The organism is Pseudoalteromonas sp. HM-SA03 (assembly GCF_002289345.1).
Classification (GTDB): Bacteria; Pseudomonadota; Gammaproteobacteria; order Enterobacterales; family Alteromonadaceae; genus Pseudoalteromonas.
Genome location: NZ_NSDG01000065.1, coordinates 12,094 through 35,170, shown reverse-complemented (window position 1 = coordinate 35,170; position 23,077 = coordinate 12,094). Strand labels below are relative to the sequence as shown.

Here is a 23,077-nt window from a genome sequence, read left to right as displayed (position 1 = left end):
AGCGATTAAACGCTGTAGTACATTTCGAACTCAACTGGATGAGTTGTCATGTTTAATTTTTCAACTTCTTTCGACTTAAGTGTGATGTACGCGTCGATTAGGTCGTCAGTGAATACGCCACCTTGAGTTAAGAACTCGCGGTCAGCATCTAGAGAAGCAAGGGCCTCATCAAGTGATGCTGCAACCGTTGGGATTTCTGCTGCTTCTTCTGCTGGTAGGTCGTATAAATCTTTGTCCATTGCATCGCCAGGGTGGATCTTGTTGCGGATACCGTCAAGACCCGCCATCAACTGCGCTGCGAAAGCTAGGTATGGATTAGCCGCAGGATCTGGGAAGCGTACTTCGATACGACGACCTTTCTCTGATGGGATCACAGGGATTCGGATTGATGCTGAGCGGTTACGTGCTGAGTATGCAAGCATAACTGGCGCTTCAAACCCTGGTACTAGACGTTTATAAGAGTTTGTTGCTGGGTTAGTGAATGCATTGATTGCTTTAGCATGCTTAATGATACCACCAATGTAGTAAAGCGCTTCTTCAGATAGACCGCCGTACTTGTCGCCTGCGAAGATGTTTTTGCCGTCTTTAGCAAGTGATTGGTGGCAGTGCATACCTGAGCCGTTATCACCAACGATTGGCTTAGGCATAAAGGTTGCTGTTTTACCGTATAGGTGCGCCATGTTGTGGATAACGTATTTCATCTCTTGGATTTCGTCTGCTTTAGTTACCATAGTATTAAAGCGAGTCGCAATCTCATTTTGACCAGCAGTTGCTACTTCGTGGTGGTGTGCTTCAACAACGTGGCCCATCTCTTCAAGTACTAAACAAGTAGCTGCACGCCAGTCATTAGACGAATCTACCGGTGCTACTGGGAAGTAACCACCTTTTACGCCAGGACGGTGACCTGTGTTACCACCTTCGTAGTCTTTGTCTGAGTTCCAAGACGCTTCTTCTGAATCGATTTTGTACATTGAACCAGACATATCAGTTTTGTACTTAACATCGTCAAACAAGAAAAACTCTGGCTCTGGACCGAATAATACGGTGTCTGCAATACCCGTTGAACGCATGAACTCTTCAGCGCGTTTAGCTACTGAACGTGGGTCACGCTCGTAACCTTGGTGTGTGTTTGGTTCAACCACGTCACAACGAACGATAAGTGTTGTTTCTTCTGCGAATGGGTCTAGCTTGACACTTTCTGCGTCAGGCATAAGTACCATGTCAGATTCGTTGATGCCTTTCCAACCAGCGATAGATGAGCCGTCAAACATTTTGCCGTCTTCAAAGAAGTCTTCATCGGCTTGATGATGTGGGATCGATACGTGTTGTTCTTTACCTTTTGTATCTGTGAAACGTAAATCGACAAATTTTACGTCGTGCTCTTTAATAAAATCTAAAACCGATTGTGACATGTGTCCTCCGACTCGTTGGGTTATTTTTTGCTGCAATGTACTGCAATTGCACACAAGTAAGCTTGATCTGTGCCATGTTTTTAAGTTTTTGATAAATATTGATTTTTAACTTTTGGGAAATTTAAGGATTAGCTTGTTGCACTAATTTGGTGCGTAAATGTTTCATGATGGTGCGCAATATTGGTGCAAGCGATTCCCTGTGATAGTCACTTTATCTTCGAGTAAGTGTTTGGAGTATTGGTATAGATTATGAAGTGCAACAAAGCAAAAATTAATTTAATCCGATAGCTGGAGACGGGGTAGTAGTTTTAATAAAAAGCAAGGCACCTTGAGGGAGGCACCCTGCCTTCAGGGAGTTGATTTTATCGAGGCTCAGGCTAGTTACTTCTCAATGAGTATAATGCGGGCTTAGTAATAACCCCGCTGGCGGCTAATACAGTTGTTGCAGCGGTAATTCCGATGATAAGTGACAGCGGCAATACGAATCCAAGCAGGGAGACACTAAACATGACCTCCGAGTTTGCCAGCCAAGCCATCGCTGCAACGGTTGCAAATGTCGCACATCCTAGAGCCGTAAAGATCACTTTGGTATTTTCTCCTAGTAATCCAAGTACAATACTTTTTGGCGACGCACCAATTGCCATACGCACTCCGAGTTCATAGCGACGCATAGAAACACCGTAATTGAGTACGCCATATATGCCAATTAGTGCGATCAGTAAGGTGATGGTTGCCAGAGATAGCGCAGCCCAACCTGCAACTTGGTGAATTGCAAGCGAGTTAGATAGCTGTTGAGACAAAGGTTGAATTTCAGCAACGCGCCAGCGTTTAGATATTTGCGCCATGGTTTGGTTTATGGATTGGGGAAGTATCTGCTGCCCTGTGTGCGTTTGAATAATAAACGCTGGTGTATAGGCTGACAGTCTGTCCACAGCCCACATACGAGCGGTATCAGGCTTATCTGGAATGGCTAAATTTTCACTAATACCGATGATTTCATACTGAATATGGCGACGGCCATTGAGCCAATAAAAGCGTTTACCTATAGCGTCTCCTTGTGGCGCAAGTTGTTCTGCAAAGGCTTGATTAACAATAAGCACAGCTGATTGGCTATTCACTTCTTCAGTGGTGAAATTGCGGCCTTGTAGCAGACTAATCTCCATCAGTGGCAGGTAAGATTCATCAACGATGTTACCAGACACTGAATACTGCGCCTGGAATCCTGAATCAGTTGCAAGAAACGTACTGAGCCCAAATTCAATCGGTGTGCCAGTAGTTAAGCTGACCGCTTTGAATTGTGGGTTTTGTTTGAGCGCAGCGGTAACATCTAGTAATTGTTGTCTGCGCTCGGCATAAAATGCATCTCTTTGTTCACGGGCTGGACGTTGCTCTACAAGTTGGTTGAGTTCAACCTCATAGCGTTCAGAGGTTGAGAAATTAGGTGATTGGCTGAGTAATCCCCATGCATTGATAAAAGTTTGCGAACAAGCGAGTAATAATAGGCTGGCTAGAAATAGCTGGCTAAAAATTAAGGCTTTCCGGGTTTCTGTTTTGATTTGGAGCCCGGTGCCTTTTCCGCTGCTTTGGAGTTGGCTATTGAGTTGCTTAAAGTTAATGCGTTTGCTCACGAGCCATGCACCGAGCGATGCTAATAACACGGCAAGAATTAAGCACAAGGCAACCGTGATGAAATTTGTGCTGAGGTTGAGTACGCCTGGTAGGTTATCAGCAGCCACCAGCCTAAGTAAGTAGTAGCATAATTCACTCACCGCGAAGGAAAACATTGCGGCGCAGCTTGTGAGGATTAAGAGCTCGATAAATATGCCCCGAGATAAGTGGCCGCGTCCAGCGCCTAATGCAGCCTTGATAGCCATATCACGTTGCTGATTTACCGCTCTGGCTAGAATAAGGTTAGCAATGTTGGCACAAGCAATGAGTAGCAGGCAAAGTGCGCCTAAAAGTAGCCAAATAGTTTTGCTGGCACTATCACCGTGGATTTTTTCTCGCAGCGGTAACAGCTCCAACGTAATGGTCATATCATCAAAGAAAGAAGAGCTAGCTGTTTGGGTTTTAAAACGGCTATTGTAATGCGTGGATAGCTGGTGGTTGATAGTGGGAATGTCTACCGCCCCCGCTTTTTTAATCAACACGTGTCGATTAGGACCGGTGATCCCCCAGTGCTGAGCATCGCGGCGTTGGAATGAATAATAATCCCAAGGCAACCATACGTCAGTCAGACGGCCCGGAGTAAGCATTTCAGGTTCACGATTTTGTTCTGATAGCACACCAATAACTTTAAAGTTCACTTGGTCTATTTGAATCGATTGACCAACGATATCGGCTGCTTGACCATAGTATTTTTGCCAAGCTTGATAGGACAATACCGCGATTGGCTGCATTGAATTAAGGCCTTCGTCTGCGCTCGGTCCACGACCTAAGTGAAAAGTAAATCCAAGCATTGGCATAAATTCAGGGGTGATATAAGTAGTATTGACTTGTGGCGTTTCAACTTTACTTCTAATCACCTCTTCGGAATAGCCAAATAAGGCGGTTTGTGACTCCGGCGTCTTTTCATTTTCATAGATCTCAAGCAGCATAGGTATCGGAGTGAAATCATCAAACTCCACTCTATCCTTGATATAGTGCACTGCTTTTGAAACGTAAAGCTGCTCTGCATTGGGGTAAGGCAACGACGCAGAGAGAATAGTAAAGTTTAAATTAAACATTGCCACGAGCGTACCTAATGTGAGCGCTAGCGTAGAGATAATCGTGATGGTAAATACCTTTACTTTACTCAGAGAGTACAGGCAGGCACGGATGTCTTTGACAAGCATATTACTTTCCTCGCTTCCATCATGGGCTAAAACGTGTCAATGACTGCGTTGGCGTTAGTGTGTGTTTGGGGGGCCAGTATTTTGCCATCTAGAAGGTGCAGCTTGCGTGTCGCCATATCGGCATATCTAGGATCGTGCGTCACCATACATAATGTCGTCCCTTCTAGGTTTAGCGTTTTCAACATGTCCATAACGGCATCACCATTTTTTGAGTCAAGGTTACCGGTAGGTTCGTCAACAAGCAGTAATGCGGGGTTGCCGACGAGTGCGCGGGCAATAGCAATCCTTTGTTGTTGCCCACCTGAAAGCTGGTTTGGGCGATGTTTTGCGCGGTGTGCCATATCTACTTTTGTCAGACAGCTCATTACAGCGTGATCAATATCGGCATTGCTCATCGGGGTTTTACGATAACGCAATGGCAGCGCGATATTATCGTATACTGTCAGTTCATCAATTAAGTTGAATGACTGAAAGATAAAGCCAATTTTTTCGTTTCGAATATGTGCAGCCGCCGCTAAAGTTAATTGGCTAACCTCAAGATCTTCAATTTTATAGCTACCATCTGTAGGCATGTCTAACAGACCAAGAATTGACAGCAGGGTAGATTTACCACACCCAGAAGGGCCACAAATTGACACGAAATCACCCTTATATATTTCCAAGTCAATCCCACGCAATGCATGAGTTTCCATTTCTTCGGTACTAAAAACTTTGGTGATCCCTGACATGGTTAAAATAGTTTCTTTCATAATCGTATCCTAATGATGATTTATTATTGAATGATCCGTACTTGTTTAGCGTTTTTATAAGTACTTGTATCAGAGAGTATGATTTGCTGATTTGGGGTGACACCGCTTTCAATTTGCAAGAATTTTCCTGCATCAATACCAAACGACACTATTTGAGGGGTTGCGATGTCATTGTTTAACACAAAGAGCGTTTGCTGGCTGTGTGATTGGGTGTTACTTGGACGCTCAACATACAGTGCGTTCTTCAACTGATGTGTGCTAATTTGCGCATCTACGTTAAGTTCGGGGCGCGCAGAATCAGGTACGCCATTGACAAAAGTGAGCTCGACTTCAATGGTACCTTCTTGTACTTGCGGGCTGATCCTTGTGACTTTTGCAGGGACTTGTTCGCGGCGTGTATTGACCATAGCAAATTGACCTACCTGAATTTGTTCTGCCTTAGACTGAGATACTCTGACCAGCGCTTGAAGGTCGTTAGTGCTGCCAACTTGAGCAAGTTCTTGGCCAGCTACAACACTTTGTCCAAGTTCAACTGCAAGCCGTTGCAACACACCTTCTGTACCTGCTCGGACTGTTAGTTTCGCTTCTCTTTCTTTTAACCGGGCGAAAAGAGACTGAGCTTGGTTGATCAATTCTTGCGAGATGGTTAAATCTTCTGAATGTAATAGCTTTAGCTGTTCTATACGTTGTTGCTGTAGCTGTACTCTTTCTGACAGTTGCTGCTCTTCAAGCTCTGCGGTTTTTACATCGATGGCGGGAACGACACCTTGGTCTCTGAGGGTTTGCTGAGCTTCTCGACGCATGACTAGCGATTGATGCTCACTGGTAAGTTCGGCAAGAGTGGCGACTTCCAGTAATAACTCGCGCTGGTTTGCGAGCTTTTGTCTGCGAAAGTTTGCTTGTTGACGGTTCAGCTCCATTTCAGCACTTTCTAATTGCTGTAAGAGATCAGGGTCTTGCATCTTCAAAATGATGGTATCAGGCTGAACTTCACCACCGGGGCGTACTAAGATTTCATAGACGGTAGCCGGGTCTTGTGTGGTGATCAGTTTTTGTTTATTAGAGCGAAGCACACCATAGCCGTCAACGCTAACATCTAAATCACCTTGCTTAACTTGTCCAACAATGATGGCTTGTCTTGGTAATTTGAACTCGTCCGATGTTGAGAATAGCTTAAGGCTAAGCCAAGCGAATATCAGCACTAGGGGGATTGCGATTACAAGTCCTAGCTTGTGTAGCGGCTTTGCTTGTTTTTGTTTTATTACGTCCATCATCAGTTACCTTGCTTTAATCGGTTAACCAATGAGAGCAAACGATATGCCAAATTTTATCCTATTGTTTTTATTTAAATTTAATGTTTTTGTTTTACCGAAAGGTCCGATTGTGGACGTGAGAATTCAAAAACTGGACTGAGCATATAGGGTCAGTTAAGTGGCACAGGAAAGGCGAGTTGGCAAACCGCGCCCTGTTTATCCTGACGATTGCTTAGGCTAATGGAACCAGACATTTGCTCGACAAAATAGCGGCTAAGGTAAAGGCCAATACCTTCCCCCGTTTGCTTGGTGGAGTAAAATGGCACAAATAAGTTATCTTGGTTGGCAACGCCGGTACCTTCATCGAGCACCTCCAAGATAGCAATATTGTCTTTGGTATATAGCTTCAGTGTAAGCACAGAGCCCGCGGGGCTCGCTTCTATGGCGTTCTTGATGATATTGATTAGTACTTGATTAAATAGGGTTGGGTCAACATGGAAGTAGACCGGAGAAAGTTCAATTTGCCACGCTACATCTGTGAAAAGGCCTTGAACGGTTTTGCTCACTTCTAACCCCGACAAACGTTTTATCTCTACTTTTATTGGTTGGTTGAGCTGGCTGTACTTATGGATAAAGTCCTGCAAATGGAAGCACCGCTCAAGTACGATATTAAATGCTTCGTGATCCCTTGGGTCTTTTGCGCGAGTTTGTAGGCGTTCCAGTATGGCGGACACTGGGGTGAGGGAATTTCTTATTTCATGGCTAATCACTCGGATCAAGCGTTGCCAAGCTTGAAGCTCCTGATCGCGTAGTGCTTGCTGAATATCGATACAGACGACAAGGTGATATGACTGACTCTGCTGAGTAAAGGTGCTGTGCCTCACTTGCCAGCGCTTATTGTTCTGTACATCGATAAAATGCCACTGTGGAGAAGGAGTTAACCCTATCGCCTCTGGATGGCTATATCGTAGGGTTTGCCATGGCCTTTGAAATAGTTGAAAGCAGGCGTCATTGCCAAAGCACAGTTGCATACGCTGGTCGAAAATAAGTATCGGGGTATTTAACACACTGATCAGTTCAGCAACGAGGAAAGATTGCATATCTTCATCGGTTTTTTCATTTTGTAGCATATCGGATATAGCATTCAGCTGATTGTGCAGCTGGGCGACAACGCCCNTGTCGGTTTGGCTTTTAGGCTAAAGTCGCGCTTAAGCCACGCTTCGGCTTGGTAGCCACAGCGTTCAAACGATAGCTTACAACGATTGTAAAGCTGTTTTAGTAATAGTCCTTGGCAGACAATCAGGCCAACGATTAAGAGTAGGGGGGGTAGAGGCATGGAAATAGGTATGCGAATCCCCATTTGCCAACTGACGATACACACTCCCGCAATTTCTATGGCGATGAGTAGCAAAAACTTAACTACAAAATAGCGCGCCAAGGGTTCTTTAAATAAGTGCATATTTTTCAAGGCGTCGATAGAGTGATTGCTTAGTGATCCCCAGTAATTCAGCAGCTTGTTGTTTGTTTCCTGCTGTATTAGCCAAAGCCTGAGCAATCAATTGTTGTTCTGCTTGCTCCAATGTGATGAGTGGCAGCGACATGGAATTATTCGCACTTGGCTGTGAAGGCGTGCTCATATGTAATTGCTCGGGGCCGATTTCACCCGTTTGTGTTAGTAGCACGGCGCGTTCGAGCAAGTGCCCAAGCTCTCTGGTATTACCTGGCCAATCGTACTGTTTTAGCTGATTTAGTGCCGTGGGTGTGAGCCAGCATTGTGTTTTTCCATATCGCTGACCATGGGTTTTGATAAAGTGTTCCGCTAACAATTCAATGTCTTCAGGGCGTGTTCGCAAGGGCGGTATTTCGATTGTGAAGGTATTGATGCGATAGAAAAGATCTTGGCGAAATTCTGCTTGAGCGATTAACTGCTCTAATTTTGCATTCGTTGCACTGATGAGCCTCACGTCTGCGACTTCAGTGACGCTTGAGCCGACGGCTTCATATTCTCGAGACTCTAGCACCCGCAGCAACTTACTTTGTTGTGCAAGCGCAAGAGTGCCAATTTCATCCAAAAATAAGGTACCAAGATCCGCTAATTTAAATCGTCCTGCACGGTCTGATTTGGCGTCAGTAAATGCGCCTTTGGTATGGCCAAAAAGCTCACTTTCAAACAGTTGCTCAGGGATGGTTGCCATGTTGACGGAAATAAATGGCTGCGCTGCACGCTGCGAGTGTTGATGTATCCATTGGGCTATTAAGCTTTTGCCAACTCCATTCTCTCCGGTTAACAGAATATTGGCATCCGTGGGAGCCATGACTTCTAATTGCGTCATCAGGTGTTGCATGGCTTTGCTGCGCCATAACACAGGTTTAGCATCTCCAGCGAGGGCATGCTGAAAAGCTTGGTTTTTATTTTTTAGTTTATTGAGTTGTAACTGGCCTCTAATAACTTGTTCAAAGCGCTGGTTTTTCCATGGCTTTTCTAGAAAATCTGCTGCGCCCAGTTGCATGGCTTGAACCACAAGCTCAGTATGTGACCATGCCGTCATAGCTACAATAGGGGTGGTATTGCCAAGTTGCTGTTGCTGTCGTAGAAACCTGAGTCCCTCTTGCCCCGATGTAGAGTCTAACTCAAAGTTCATATCGAGTAGGATCAAGCTAGGCTGGTGTTGTTCAAGAAAGCTGAGTGCTTGCACTGGATTTTCGACTTCTTCGACGGCTAGACCTAAATCTTCCAATACAAATCGCGCAGCTAATCTAACTTCTCTGTTGTCTTCTATTAGCAATATTTGTGGTTTAGCACTCACAGTAAGCTTCCTTGATTTATTATTATCATTCCGGTCACTACATTACTCTCCGCGAAGTGCATGTAATGCGGGGCGGGCAATAATATTTCTTGAAGATAGTAGCGTAACACCTGTGACTAAGGTGATAACAGTGGCTAGTGAAATTAACCAGTGGATAGCGCTATCTATTGTAATCGGTACAAGCGTATCTTGAAGTGTCGCAATACTCAATAACATCAAGATAGAAGCGCACGCTGCTGCAATAATAGGGCGCAAATTATCTTGTAATACCAGTTTAAACACGGCAAGCGGTGTTGCACCAACTGACATTCTCACGCCTAACTCAAACTGACGTAACGCTACGCTGTACTTACATACACCGTAAATACCAAGTGCCGCAAGCGCAAGTGCAAATATCGATAGCATCAAAGTGAACATGCTAATGACACGAGCTTGCTGTAAGTGCGTAGCTAAAAGCATGGTCGTGGACTGAAAGTTATAGACGCGCATTTGCGGATGGATACCTGTGAGTGCCTGATTTATTTCTGCTCGGCTAATTGTGGTATGTGCTTGAGTTTCAATTAATACAAAGGGGTAACCAGTTGGCACTGAGGGGATGAAAACCCTTGCAATATTAGGTTGTTTGGGAAGATAAATATCCTCGACAACACCAATAACTTCAACGCTTTGTTGGCCATTTCGGGGGTATAGTTTAGCGCCCAATACTTGCCCTTGCTGACGTAATTGCGTAGCTAGGGTCTGATTGACAATGACAACGGGCGCATTATTAATGGCTTCCTCATGAGTAAAAGTCCTACCGTCGATAAGTGTTGCGCCAAAGGTGTCAAAATATGGCCAAGTACCTGCTGTACTTTGATATTCAAACGTGTTTTTTTCTATACCTGGTTCAAATTGCATTTGACGATTTGAAAAGCCCGGCAGCCAATAGGAAAAGGGGGGATAACCGCCAATGCCGACTTTGGTTACCTGCGGTAACTTTACTAACGAGTCAATGGCAGACAGAAGCAGTTGTGAGCGCTCCTCGCGGCTCATCTGTTGTAGCAAAGTACCTAAGTTTAGTGCTACTTGATAGGTATTTTGTTCTCGTATTCCCGTATCACGCTGCAAGTTTTGCCAGCTTGTTTGGAATATCCCAAGACAAATAGTGAGTAGTGACAGGCAAACAAATAATTGGAATGATATTAATAAAGTGCGGGTCATCGCGGAAATCTGAATGCCTGTACCTTTACCACTGCTTTGCAGCTGTTGAATAATATGACGGTAGTTAAGTTGACGGCTTACTATCCAAGAAAGTAATAAACATAATAAGGTACTGACGGTAAAGGCGAAAGCAATAGTATGCGTTTCGAGTTGTAGCTCTTGCAAACGAGCGAGCGGGCCGACAACCCCGGATTTTAGTAGTCTTATGATCCCCTCAGCTATTAATAGCGATAATACTGCAGCGCTGATAAATAACAGCCCTAACTCTATCGCAATGTGGAAAAATAGATGATTAGGCTTGGCACCTAAAGCGGCCTGAACGGCAAAGCTTTTTTGTTGCTCGGCGGCACGTGAAAGTACTAAATTACAAATATTACTTAATGCGATTAATAGTAATATAGCGCTTCCGAGTAGCATCATCATGCTCACATGTGATGCTTCACCAATAATACGTGTTTTTATCGGTACAAATTCAAGTTGTACTTTACTATTAGCGAAAGTTTGCTCGCCAGCAGTTTGTTGTTGTAGTTGTTCATTCAGCCAGTTTTCAAGAGAAAGCTTTGCGCGACGTGCATGTTGCACATCATGTAATTTTAGCAATTGATATGTCTGGATATTATTTCTTTGCCATGTCGGCGTTGGAGAGTCATTAAAGTCATAACTGATCCACACATCGGTGTGCCAGTTAGGTGTTGATAATACCGGTTCAATGAATTGCTTGTCGGTGACGCCAACAATTTTGAAACTCACTCCCTTAAATACCAATGTTTGGTCTAGAACGTTTGCACTTCCACCGAAATAACGTTGCCAAACGTGGTGCGAAACGATCGCGACAGGTTGTTGGCTATTCATCCCTTCATCTACTGAAAAGTACCGTCCTAATGCCAGTGGTATACTGAGTATTGACATAAACTCGGGCGTGATCGCGCCAGTATTAAATGTTGGGCTGCTCGGTAAACTTTGTTCAACATCAATACTGATATTCTGAATGGCCATCACTTCGATATCAGAAAATTGTGCTTGCTTGTTATACGCCTCTAAGCTGCCAGCATGAGGAATAAAATTGCTTTGCTTCACTTCATTATTGTCATCTACCAACGCGCCACGCACTAATATCAAGCGTTCTGCATCTGGATAAGGGAGCGGAGCCGCGAGCAATTGATAGTTTAGGTTATACATCGCTACCAGCGCACCGAGTGTCAGCGCGAGAGTAATTATTATTGTTAGGGTGTAACTGACATGGCAGCGAAGTTTTTGCCAGGCCATTTTCAGTGAATGCGTTACCATATTTACTCCAAATCCGCTCACATTGTGTATCGGTATGCTGTGATAGTTATTCTACTCTACAGGGGAAGCAGCAACGCCTATGCCAAACTTACCTTATTGATAATAATGATATTTGTATTTTATTCACAAGTATTCAGTCCATAATCGGACGATAAAGGCCATAAATGGACTATAGCCGCAATATGACTGTGCTGAAGCAACTCTAGGTTGTTGATTTATGCACGCTCCGATCAGGATTATTGAAAAAAATGTTGGATAAACTTTCATCTGTCACATTAATAGTAGATAATACGCGACCTTTAATTCTCAATCGGGCAATCTCAACGCGCATTTTTGCGTAGATCGACTAGGATCACTGAGGGCCAACTTCACTGAGTAATAATATGAGCATCGAAAAGTTAAGAAATATCGCGATTATCGCGCACGTAGACCACGGTAAAACAACGCTTGTAGACAAGCTACTTGAGCAATCAGGTACACTACAGCAGCGCGGTGGTAATGAAGAGCGAGTGATGGATTCAAACGATCTTGAAAGAGAGCGTGGTATCACCATCCTTGCAAAAAATACCGCAATCAAGTGGAACGACTACCGTATCAATATCGTAGATACTCCGGGACACGCCGACTTCGGTGGTGAAGTAGAGCGTGTTCTTTCGATGGCTGACTCAGTATTACTACTAGTTGATGCACAAGAAGGTCCGATGCCACAAACGCGCTTCGTAACGCAAAAGGCGTTTGCTCAGGGTCTTAAGCCTATTGTTGTAATCAACAAAATCGACAAGCCGGGTGCTCGTCCTGATTGGGTAATGGACCAAGTTTTTGACCTATTCGACAACTTAGGTGCAACTGACGAACAGCTAGACTTTAAAGTGATTTACGCATCAGCAATCAACGGCTGGGCAACACTTGATCTAGATGAGCCGTCTGACAACATGGAACCAATGTTCCAAGCTATCGTAGATGAAGTTGAAGCGCCTAACGCGGATCCTGAAGGTCCGTTCCAGATGCAAATTTCTCAGCTTGATTACAACTCATATGTTGGTGTTATCGGTGTTGGTCGTATCAAGCGTGGTTCAGTTAAACCTAACCAACAAGTGACTATTGTCGGTGCTGATGGTAAGACACGTAATGGTAAAGTTGGCCAGGTACTTGGTTATTTAGGTCTTGACCGTCACGAAGTTGAGCAAGCAACGGCTGGTGATATTATCGCAATTACAGGTCTTGGTGAGCTGAAAATCTCTGACACTATCTGTTGTCAGAATAATGTCGAAGCACTACCGCCACTGTCTGTTGATGAACCAACAGTAACCATGACTTTCTCTGTGAACACGTCTCCATTCTCAGGCCAAGAAGGTAAATACGTAACCTCACGTAACATTCTTGAGCGTCTAGAAGCTGAGCTTGTGCACAACGTTGCACTACGTGTTGAAGAAACAGATAACCCAGATAGCTTCCGTGTATCTGGTCGTGGTGAACTTCACTTAGGTATTCTTATCGAGAACATGCGTCGTGAAGGCTACGAGATTGCAGTATCTCGTCCAGAAGTAATCTTGCGCCATGTTGATGGTCAGCTGGAAGAACCGTACGAAACAGTGACTATTGACTGTCAAGAAGAACACCAAGGCTCTATCATGGAACAGCTTGGTCTGCGTAAAGCGGAAATGACTGACATGTCTCCTGACGGCAAAGGTCGTGTACGCATGGACTTCATGATGCCTGCGCGTGGTCTAATCGGGTTCCAAACTGAATTTATGACGTTAACATCTGGCTCTGGTTTGATGTACCACACGTTCTCACATTACGGCCCACACAAAGGCGGTAACATCGGTCAGCGTAAGAATGGTGTACTAATCGCTAACGCAGCAGGTAAAGCGCTAACAAACGCACTATTCAACCTACAAGAGCGTGGTCGCCTATTCATCGGTCACGGTGTTGAAGTGTACGAAGGTATGGTTATTGGTATTCACAGCCGTGATAACGACCTAACGGTAAACGCGCTTAAAGGCAAGCAGTTAACAAACGTACGTGCATCAGGTACTGATGAAGCACAAAACCTTGTGCCACCTGTTGTTATGTCTTTAGAGCAAGCGCTTGAGTTTATCGATGACGACGAGCTTGTAGAAGTAACGCCTGAAAGCATCCGTATTCGTAAGAAATTATTGACTGAAAGCGAGCGTAAACGCGCTAGCCGCCAAGCTAAATAATAATTGACCTAGACTAGAGATAACAACTTATCTCGAAATCAGGTCACTTAGGATACAAAAAAACGCCGCAATTTTTGCGGCGTTTTTTGTGATTCATTTACTAAATCTAAAACAAGCCGTACTCTTCCGTTTCTTCTGGCTCATAACTTTGTAAATGTTCAGGGCGGAAAATGGCACTAGGGTCAATCAATACGCTGTGGCGTTTTCCCATCCTGACCAAGCCTTTCATCAATTTCTTGGTTTGCGCATCGATTTCAAAACCAATACTGGTCATTTCCTGCAGTGATTTGATATCGCTTTCATCACAGTGAACGTTATCTTCTACTTTATCGACAAGCAAACCGATATGCGGACTTTGACCATCTTGGGTGGTAAAGACGATGATAGGTTTATGGTCGAGCATGATCTGATCACGAGCGGATTCAAATAATCGCATGAGTTTATTAAAAGAGGTGCTCTTTTCACGAGTGAGAGTATCTATGGCTTCTTGTTTATGTCCCTGTGCGCACATCACTAATAGTTTATCCGCTAATGAATGTAGTTTTGCATGTGGTTCTTCGAAGCGACTCAGTAGTGCTTTGAGATCGTCATTTTCAGTTTTGAAGCCGTAATACCACTGTCCAAAAGCACATTGTTTTGGGTCTTTGGCTTTAGTGAAAGGGACATCGTTAAAAATGCTAGCTTCGAGTGCGACAAGCCATTCTTTATGATCTTGCTCTCGCTGCTTTAGCATGCTGACCAACTCTTGATTGGTTTCATAGGATGAGCGTTTGTTCAATATAATCCCTAAATCAAAAATAGGAGTCGGTACGCCCATGTAATCTTTGACGCCCAAGAAACTAGGGTTGTCATTGGGTAAATCCGTTAAATTTTCTTCGTAGCGTTCAGTTAATAGAATATCGAGGATTTGCAGTGATATTGTTTTTTTCCCGACGCGAAAGTTAATTAAATCCATGTCAGCCTCGCATATGGTCATTATCAACTAAGCATAGAACATTATTGGAAAAAGGAGCGGTAAACTGGCAATTTCTTTTGCGCTGGTTGGAGCATAAATACTTCCCGAATAACGGCGTTATGTTCCAACTCCTGTTGTAATGCGTTTAGCAGACAATCGCTATCAATGGGCAGCCCACATTGTTGGATAGCAGTTGTCAATAAGTAGGCATTGAGATAGCCCTCAAAAACCTGTTCGTTATGGGAAAGCGTGGTATTGCGAATTGCTTCGCGAAAACTATCACAAAGCTTGCCCTTGCAAATCGCAGGGTCGGGTACAACTTCGGTGACTAAAACTTTGGGCTGGCCACTGAGTCTGGTAAACAGCTCGTTTGAGGAGGCAAATGAAACCGTAGCGTATTGTGTTTCAAGGCCAACCTCCATGGCACGATTAATAAACTTAGACAGTGGTGTGTAGGTGCCTACCATAGCGAAGCCCTCTATTTTATGCTTCTGCGCTTGCTCAAGGGCTCGTTCTACATCATCAGTATTACGTTTAAAACGCGTTATCACAACGGGCTTAAATCCACGTTCCGCAAGCGCTCTCGTGAGGCTTTTTTCTACGGTTAAACCAAATTCATCGGCTTGTATGAGCAAGGCCACCCGCTTTAATTTTTGTTCATCGATAAAGTAGCGGATGATATCTTGTGCTTCTTTATTGTAGCTAGTGCGGAAGTTGAAGGCATTAAATGTATGCGGTTCTTGAAGAAACTCAGCACCAGTATATGGCATAAGAAAGGGAACCTTAGAGTGCTCTAAAATAGGCTTTATGGCATAAGATGTGGGTGTGCCCATTACGCCAAATAATGCATCGACCTTATTTTCGTAAACGAGCTTACGAGCATTAGTTACGGTTTTGTGTGGCTCATAACCATCATCCAACAGCTGTAACTCAATCGCAGCTGCACCATTCGCTTTGTGCTGGTTATAAAAGTTAAAGTGTAGTTCGGCGCCCGCTTTTAAGTGTTGACCAATCTCTTTTGCGGGCCCAGAAAGTGCGGTAGACATGCCAATTTTCACTACAGTTTGAGCGGATACTGTAAAATTCAGTACAGCAGAAGCAAAAACGAATAGTAGAAACTTAACACCGAAAATACTCATAAACTTGCTGCACTGTCTCTCTTAGCGTTGTGGTGAGGGCCTTTTTACCAGATAACCCAAGCAAGTTAAGTACGACTTGGGTCGAATGTTGCTGTAATATTAGACGAGTTACTAATGCTTTTGAAACTTTAGTTAAGTTTTTAAGTAATCGAGGATCAGTTGTGATTAGCTGCCATATAAAAGGACATACTTGTTGCTCAACCGGATTGCTGTTACGTAAATAGTGCAAATAATCCAGCTGTTCATCAGTTATATGTTCAAAGGGTAGGGTCGCTAATATAGCGGTAACCACCTCAGTATCGAGCTGTTGGTAGTGCGAGCGTAACTGATAGAAAAAAGCTTGCTTGAATATTCGAGTATAGGTGTTATCTAAGTCGCCTCGGACTTTTTTAAGCATCAAAACCGCATACTCGCCACTGGCCTTATCTTGCTTAAACCCCAGTTTCATTGGCACATAGTGCCGTTGTGACCAAAACGAAAATAATGGCGCTGTAAGGCCAAAACTAGTTCCTATGTAACTGATACTTTCCGGTAATATGGTTTCAAAGGACGCCAATAGTTGGTGGCCAATTCCTTGCTGTTGTACATCCGGGTGCACGGCTATTCTAACGACTCTTGCGCTTTTTTCAGTGACAAACCTGCTATCACCAAAGCTTGTTGTTAGCTGCTGTGCCATGAGATGGCCTGCGGGTCTTCGCTTTCCTGCTAGAATATCTTCTGCGAGATCTGAAGTAAGTCCGCCTTCGATGACAGCAAGGCAGATCCCTACTAGCTCGTTATTGCAAAATGCACCTTGTAGGTGCAAATCTGGTGCATCTAACAATTGCCTTAAATCATCCACGCTGGTTTGATAATGCGCTAATACGAGCAGTGAAAAAACTTGCTCAAGTAACTGGCTATTTTCTACCAATTCACTCTGGGAAATAGCACGCATTGTGGTTGATGAAGTGAATATGGGTGATGTCGCTTTACACTCGAGTACAAATAAATCCCTGATCTGCTGCTCCAGTGGATCATCCGATGCGTAGCGAATAGGAGTCGACAAGGTGAAATCAAGATAACTTGGGTAATGTGATTCTAAGTAGCGTTTAAACCGTAACGTGTAGCCTCTACCATTTCCCTCATAACCAACTAAGGTGCTGGAAAAAATGCAGCGAAAACCAAGTTGAGCGACTTGTATTAAAAATGGAACTGGCAGGGCGGCTGCCTCATCCACCAAAATAACCGTATCGCTACCAAGCGTAGAGGCTTGTTGTAGTAACGTATCTGGCGCCATATAGCTGAGATTAGCCAGCTTCTTTGTTTTTACATCAACCTCGGTATTGAGTGTTTGAGCAAGCATGCTAAAGCAACTATGCAGAGCATGAAAATGGCGGCTACAAATAACAAATTGTTGTGTAGGGTGCTTTGATGCCAAGAGGCCCAAGAGTGCGCTCTTCCCTCGACCTCTATCTGCGCTCAGTAATGCAGGTGTTTGCTGGTTTACCAATATTGTGGAAAGTTGCGCAAGTACAGTTTGTTGCTCTTCAATACCACTAACCGCTGAACCTGTAGCAAGATACGCTGAGGGCAGTTGAGCTCCAAAGTGTTCACTGATATGCCAAACTGTTCGTTGCTGCCAGAGCTGCAGCCACCTTTTTAAAAAGTGGCTGTGTTTGGGTGTTTGCCCCTCTGAGCACCAGCGAGTAATGGCAGGGTCTAGCCAGTGGTCGAGTTCATCTAACTCGGGAAGCAATAACAGGAGTAAGCCGCCAGCTTTTACAGTGCCCGCAGCCGCTGCGATTTTGTTAGGCACAATACCACTAAAGCCGTCGTAGACTAGGTTGCTAAATTCTTGTCCGAGTATTTGGTATAAATGCTCGGGCCAAACGGCATTTTCCAATGTCTTACTGCTACTTAGGATAAGGTTATCGTTTGAGTTTGCTAATAGCTGCTGGCACTGCGTGTAACACCAAGCTTGGCTGCCAGTAATAAGCAAGAGTTGCCGATGGCGCGCATCGGCAAGCTGAGAACGTAATATTGGCAGGTTAGAGTGCTTGAAGTCTTGCATAGGCGGTTACTAACCACTTACTACCAACATCATCAAAGTTAACTTGGATGCGTGACTGAGCACCAGCACCTTCATAGTTAAGCACTGTGCCTGCACCAAATTTGGCATGGAGGACACGCTGGCCTAAATTAAAGCCGCTATCTTCAAAGGTCGCGTGACTGATTGATGGACTGAATCGACCCGAGTTAGCCGGACGAGAAATTTGTGTTTTAATCCGAATTTCTTCCATGCAATCTTCAGGAATTTCACGTAAGAACCTTGAAGGGCTGTGGTGTTTTTCTTGACCATACAAGCGGCGACTTTCTGCGTGGCTAATGTAAAGTTTATCCATGGCACGTGTCATACCTACGTAGCACAAGCGGCGCTCTTCTTCTAAGCGGCCGGACTCCTCATTACTTTGCTGCGATGGAAACATGCCTTCTTCCACCCCAACCATAAAGACCAATGGGAACTCGAGGCCTTTAGCTGAGTGCAGCGTCATCATTTGTACCGCGTCTTCGTGCTCGTCGGCCTGGCCTTCGCCTGCCTCCAAAGAGGTATAAGCTAAAAAGCCTTGTAATGGTGAAGTGAAATCTTCATCGATAGGAAGCTCATACTGACCACAAGCACTGATCAATTCTTCCAAGTTCTCCACTCGAGCGCGGCCTTTTTCGCCTTTCTCGGCCTGATACATTGCCATGAGACCTGACTGTTCAATGGCTGTCTGCGCTTGTTGTGCCAGTTCAAGCTCGGCAATTTTATCGTCTAGCTGCTCGACTAATTCAATAAATTTTGTCACCGCCGTAGCTGCTCTTCCCGCTAAGTGCTTTTGCGCAAGTACGGCTTTTGCTGCATCCCAAAGCGAGAGTGATTCGTGACGTGCACAATCGCGAATATGGCTTAACGTTTTATCGCCAATACCACGGGTAGGGGTGTTTATCACACGCTCAAATGCTGCGTCGTCATTGCGATTGCTGATTATACGAAGGTAAGACAGGGCATCTTTAATCTCTTGGCGTTCGAAGAAACGCATACCGCCATAAATACGGTATTTTAACCCTTCTTGAAGCAGAGCTTCTTCTAACACTCGGGATTGTGCGTTGTTTCTGTAGAGTACGGCGCTGTCGCTGAGCGCATTGCCAGCCTGTAACCAAGATTTAATTTTGCCAACTACAAAGCGTGCTTCGTCAAGTTCATTAAAAGCGGCGTAAATTGAAATCGGCTCGCCTTGGTTACCGTCGGTCCAGAGACTTTTACCCATTCGTTCCGCGTTGTTTTCAATGAGCGCATTGGATGCTTTTAGAATGGTTGCAGTAGAACGATAATTTTGTTCAAGACGGATCGTTTCGGCGTTAAAGTCGTCTAGAAAACGTTTGATGTTTTCTATTTTTGCACCACGCCAGCCGTAAATACTCTGGTCGTCATCCCCTACGATCATGATATTGTTGTCACTACCTGCAAGCAGGCGTAGCCACAAATACTGAATGCTGTTGGTATCTTGGAACTCGTCCACTAGCATATGGCGGAAGCGTTGTTGATAGTGACGTAGCAAGGTAGGTTGTTGCTGTAATAGCTCGTAGCAGCGCAATAGGATCTCGGCAAAATCAACAAGACCGGCTCTATCACAGGCATCTTGGTAAGCACTATACACGTTCAGCATCAGCTGTTCGTTGACATCGTATGCTTGAATATCTTTGGGTCTTAATCCTTCGTCTTTACGCGCGCTGATGTACCAGCTTAACTGCTTAGGTGGCCACTTTTTCTCATCGATATTCATGGCTTTGAGCAAACGGCGGATCATTCGTTGCTGATCATCGCTATCTAGAATTTGAAATGACTCTGGTAATTTAGCTTCACGGTGATGAGCGCGTAACATGCGGTGAGCAAGGCCGTGGAAAGTGCCTATCCACATACCACCAACAGGGCCATTGAGCGTCGCTTCAACACGAGCACGCATTTCTTTGGCTGCTTTATTGGTAAAGGTTACCGCGAAGATACTAAAGGCAGAGGCGTGCTCAACTTGCATAAGCCAAGCAATACGATGAACGAGTACTCGTGTTTTACCTGATCCCGCACCTGCGAGCACTAACATGTTTTGCAGAGGTGCGGCGACTGCATCGCGCTGTTTGTCGTTGAGGCCGTCGAGTAATTCTGATACGTCCATTGCTTTGCCTATTTGCTCAAATGATGGCAAGTATACCGAGTCGCTGCCGTAAATCCCAGCATATCGCAAAGCAAACCTAACCGAGTAAAGGTAACATTATGATTTATAAAGAAACATAAACTGGTTTTTTATACAGTGTTTATATTTGTTTTTGCAAAACGTCCTTCAACCGGTTTTGTACCTCTGTTACCAATAAATCGGGCTGGAACTTTGATAGAAACGCATTACAGCCCACTTTTTCGACCATGGCATGGTTAAAGCTGCCACTGAGTGAGGTATTGAGAATGACATAAAGGTCTTTCAGACGACTGTCGTTGCGAATTTCATAGGTCAGTCGGTAGCCATCCATGACGGGCATTTCAGCGTCGGTGATCACTGCAAGTAACTCTTTTTGTACGTCTATACCTTCGTCGGCCCAGTGCTTTAACACATTGAGCGCCTCTTGGCCGTCAGTTGCTGGGATGATTTCTATGCCCAATTGTGCCAAGGTATCGGCAACTTGACGACGAGCGGTCGGCGAGTCATCGGCATGTAAAATTTTACGGCCATGAAACTCATTGATGATATCTTTATCTAGAATGTCTTGCGGGATCTCAACTTTGTATTCAACTATTTCGGCAAGTACCTTTTCTACATCGATAATTTCAACGATGTGTTCAACGCCGTCACGTTTGATTTTAGTCAGTGCGGTGAGGTAGTGATTGCGGCCAACAGACTTAGGGGTTGGCATAATATCGGACCACGTAGTATTGACGATTTGGTCAACTTTACCAACTAAGAAGGCCTGCACTGAGCGGTTGTATTCAGTGATAACTAGGTTGCAGTCTTTGTCTCGGTCGCATGGCGGCATGCATATCGCTTGTCGTAAATCGATAACCGGAATAGACTCGCCGCGAATGTTGGTTACCCCACATACTTTAGGGTGTGCATTTGGCATTTTGTTGAGGTGAGGGAGCTTAACAACTTCTTTTACCTTGAAGACGTTTAGCGCAAAAAAGTGGCGGCTATGAAGATGAAACAATAGCAACTCAAGGCGGTTTTCCCCCACCAGTTGTGTGCGTTGATCTACTGAGGCCAATACGCCAGCCATGTTAACCCCTCATTACTTCTTGTAACCTTTTCTAAGACTATATCAAAGAAGTCGATATGTCGTGTTGTTTTTTGGCCGAAATCTACAGTAAGGTAGCAGTATGTATTTGATAGGGAAGCAATATGCCTATAATTTTTAAACGTTTAGTTGTTTTGATGCGGGCTCATGTGGATAAGGCCAGCTGGCAACTGTTATTTATGGCAACGCTCATTCATATGTCAGTGACTTGGGGGTTGTTATGGCTCAGCAATGAATCGGCGTTATTGCCACTGAGCACGTTCTTTTATTACTACGTAGTGACGACTTCAACAGTTGGCTACGGAGACTTTAGTGCAACAACGGATTTTGGCCGTTTAGTCGTTGCCATAATACAGATCCCATTTGGCCTTGCGCTATTTGGTGTGTTATTGGGAAAAGCTGGACAATTTGTGACGTATTGGGTGAGAAGAGGCATGACAGGGGAAAAAGATTTTGCACATTTGCAAAACCACATCGTAATTTTTGGTTGGCATGATGTGAGAACGAAAAAAATGGTGGATTATATTTTAGGTGACAATAAACGCGAGGATAGAAAAATCGTATTAGCCGTTACCGAAGCCATGGAGCATCCGCTGTTGAGTTATCCGGAAGTCGCATTTGCGCGTTTAACCAGCTTCACTGATGATGAACAGTTAAGCCGGATTAACATCGAGCGGGCTGACAAAATCATCATTGATGGTGGTGATGACAATCAGACATTTACCACCGCACTAAAACTTAGCCGAGTAGTAAAATCCGAAGCGCATATTAGCGCGCACTTCTTGGACGATAGCAAAGCACTGCTTTTAAGAGAGCATTGTAAAAATGTTGAATGCTCTGCATCTATGTCTGCGGAAATCTTAGTGCGAGCAATGCAAGACCCCGGTTCAAGCCGAGTACAAGAGGAATTGCTGTCGACGCTACACGGCGATACGCAATTCAGCTTAGCCTTACCTGCAGAGGTAAGCTGCTTAACCTTTGGTGATATTTTTGGTTATTTTAAGCAGCATCATGATGCGACATTGCTCGGTGTTGCGCACGATATAAATGCGCTAGATATGGATCTAAACCCACCTTTGGATTACAACATCACAGGGGGAGATATTTTGCACTATATTGCACCGCAACGGGTACTTGCATCAGAGGTTGACTGGTCATCACTATGTTCGAAGAACTCTTTTTGATGATTGCTATTGTGTGCGCTTACTTACTTCCTGTGGCTTTAGTTGCAGGAAGCAAGCGCAGCAAAGGGCATGAAAAAAACGGCTGGCTGATAGGGACGTTACTATTTTCTTGGGTCGCTTTGCTGCTATATATCAGCATAGTGCCTAAGCACGGGCGACAAAAAGGCAAAGCAAAACGTTAGCTTTGCCCCGACATCTCTAAAATAACCTGCCACTCAGATTCAATGATAGGCATGATGGATAATCGTCCCCCTTTTTTTAGAGCCAGCTCGGTGAGAGCTGCATTGGCCTTTATCGCTTGCAGGGTCACCGGGCGTAGGTGCTTCTCGTATGCTAGAGTGACGCCTACCCAGCGAGGGTTATCGGGGCTTGATTTGGCATCATAATAATCACTGCTTAAGTCAAATTGGTGTGGATCTGGCTCTGCTGCTTTCACTACTTTGGCAATGCCGACAACCGCAGGGACTTTACAGCTTGAGTGGTAAATAAACACTGAGTCACCCACCTTAACCTCGTCGCGCAGGAAGTTTCTTGCCTGATAATTACGAATTCCCTCCCAAAAAGTTTGCTGCTCAGGCGCGTTTTTTAAGTCATCAATGGAAAATGCATCGGGTTCTGTTTTAAACAGCCAATAAGCCATATGGGTTAGTCCAATAGTTTGAGTTATGATGTATTATACTCATTTGAGCAATGTACTTGGTTTGCTACCAGTCCGAGTCTTACTTGGATTTGGTAAAAGTATTATCTCATTA

Annotated in this window: 16 protein-coding genes; 3 read left to right on the top strand and 13 right to left on the bottom strand. The window is 44.5% G+C overall.

What is annotated here, in order from left to right; genetic code table 11:
- Window positions 1-5 precede the first annotated feature (5 nt).
- The 7 genes from glnA to CKO50_RS13665 form a co-directional block, all read right to left on the bottom strand.
- On the bottom strand, window positions 6-1,412 hold the full coding sequence (gene glnA / locus CKO50_RS13695; RefSeq protein ID WP_095728611.1) for a glutamate--ammonia ligase: 1,407 nt from the start codon (window positions 1,410-1,412) through the stop codon (window positions 6-8).
- 377 nt (window positions 1,413-1,789) lie between these two features.
- Window positions 1,790-4,246: an ABC transporter permease gene (locus tag CKO50_RS13690; RefSeq protein ID WP_095728610.1), complete on the bottom strand. Its 2,457-nt coding sequence runs from the start codon at window positions 4,244-4,246 to the stop codon at window positions 1,790-1,792.
- Window positions 4,247-4,272: 26 nt separating this feature from the next.
- Window positions 4,273-4,995 (bottom strand): ABC transporter ATP-binding protein, encoded by a 723-nt coding sequence (locus CKO50_RS13685; protein ID WP_095728609.1) that lies wholly within the window; start codon window positions 4,993-4,995, stop codon window positions 4,273-4,275.
- Between the two features lie 23 nt (window positions 4,996-5,018).
- Window positions 5,019-6,269: an efflux RND transporter periplasmic adaptor subunit gene (locus CKO50_RS13680; RefSeq protein WP_255229790.1), complete on the bottom strand. Its 1,251-nt coding sequence runs from the start codon at window positions 6,267-6,269 to the stop codon at window positions 5,019-5,021.
- Window positions 6,270-6,418: 149 nt separating this feature from the next.
- Complete coding sequence (locus CKO50_RS13675) at window positions 6,419-7,378, bottom strand: PAS domain-containing sensor histidine kinase (protein WP_255229789.1); 960 nt, start codon at window positions 7,376-7,378, stop codon at window positions 6,419-6,421.
- A 315-nt stretch (window positions 7,379-7,693) separates the two neighbouring features.
- Window positions 7,694-9,055, bottom strand: a complete 1,362-nt coding sequence (locus tag CKO50_RS13670) for a sigma-54 dependent transcriptional regulator (protein ID WP_095728607.1) — start codon at window positions 9,053-9,055, stop codon at window positions 7,694-7,696.
- A 42-nt stretch (window positions 9,056-9,097) separates the two neighbouring features.
- Window positions 9,098-11,542: an ABC transporter permease gene (locus tag CKO50_RS13665; protein ID WP_255229788.1), complete on the bottom strand. Its 2,445-nt coding sequence runs from the start codon at window positions 11,540-11,542 to the stop codon at window positions 9,098-9,100.
- Between the two features lie 383 nt (window positions 11,543-11,925).
- Here CKO50_RS13665 and typA point away from each other — a divergent pair, with 383 nt between their 5' ends.
- The gene (gene typA / locus CKO50_RS13660) at window positions 11,926-13,746 is read left to right on the top strand and encodes a translational GTPase TypA (RefSeq protein ID WP_095728606.1); all 1,821 of its coding nucleotides are present in this window, start codon (window positions 11,926-11,928) and stop codon (window positions 13,744-13,746) included.
- Between the two features lie 106 nt (window positions 13,747-13,852).
- Here the strand turns inward: typA and CKO50_RS13655 are convergent, their stop codons facing one another.
- The 5 genes from CKO50_RS13655 to CKO50_RS13635 form a co-directional block, all read right to left on the bottom strand.
- Window positions 13,853-14,701: a CZB domain-containing protein gene (locus CKO50_RS13655; protein WP_095728605.1), complete on the bottom strand. Its 849-nt coding sequence runs from the start codon at window positions 14,699-14,701 to the stop codon at window positions 13,853-13,855.
- A gap of 41 nt (window positions 14,702-14,742) precedes the next feature.
- The gene (locus CKO50_RS13650) at window positions 14,743-15,747 is read right to left on the bottom strand and encodes an ABC transporter substrate-binding protein (protein WP_255229786.1); all 1,005 of its coding nucleotides are present in this window, start codon (window positions 15,745-15,747) and stop codon (window positions 14,743-14,745) included.
- A gap of 73 nt (window positions 15,748-15,820) precedes the next feature.
- Complete coding sequence (locus CKO50_RS13645; RefSeq protein ID WP_095728603.1) at window positions 15,821-17,890, bottom strand: GNAT family N-acetyltransferase; 2,070 nt, start codon at window positions 17,888-17,890, stop codon at window positions 15,821-15,823.
- Window positions 17,868-20,033 (bottom strand): DNA helicase II, encoded by a 2,166-nt coding sequence (gene uvrD / locus CKO50_RS13640; RefSeq protein WP_095728602.1) that lies wholly within the window; start codon window positions 20,031-20,033, stop codon window positions 17,868-17,870. Before uvrD ends, CKO50_RS13645 begins: the two co-directional genes overlap by 23 nt.
- A gap of 139 nt (window positions 20,034-20,172) precedes the next feature.
- A complete protein-coding gene (locus CKO50_RS13635) occupies window positions 20,173-21,123 on the bottom strand; it encodes a chemotaxis protein CheV (RefSeq protein WP_095728601.1) in 951 nt (316 codons plus the stop codon).
- Window positions 21,124-21,245: 122 nt separating this feature from the next.
- Here CKO50_RS13635 and CKO50_RS13630 point away from each other — a divergent pair, with 122 nt between their 5' ends.
- Window positions 21,246-22,325 (top strand): potassium channel family protein, encoded by a 1,080-nt coding sequence (locus tag CKO50_RS13630; RefSeq protein WP_095728600.1) that lies wholly within the window; start codon window positions 21,246-21,248, stop codon window positions 22,323-22,325.
- Entirely contained in the window at window positions 22,325-22,507 is a 183-nt protein-coding gene (locus CKO50_RS13625) for a hypothetical protein (protein WP_095728599.1), read from the top strand. Before CKO50_RS13630 ends, CKO50_RS13625 begins: the two co-directional genes overlap by 1 nt.
- Here the strand turns inward: CKO50_RS13625 and CKO50_RS13620 are convergent.
- Window positions 22,504-22,965 carry an EVE domain-containing protein gene (locus tag CKO50_RS13620; protein WP_095728598.1) on the bottom strand — a complete coding sequence of 154 codons (462 nt, stop codon included), beginning with the start codon at window positions 22,963-22,965 and terminating at the stop codon, window positions 22,504-22,506. The two genes, CKO50_RS13625 and CKO50_RS13620, sit on opposite strands and share 4 nt — an antisense overlap.
- Window positions 22,966-23,077: the final 112 nt, after the last annotated feature.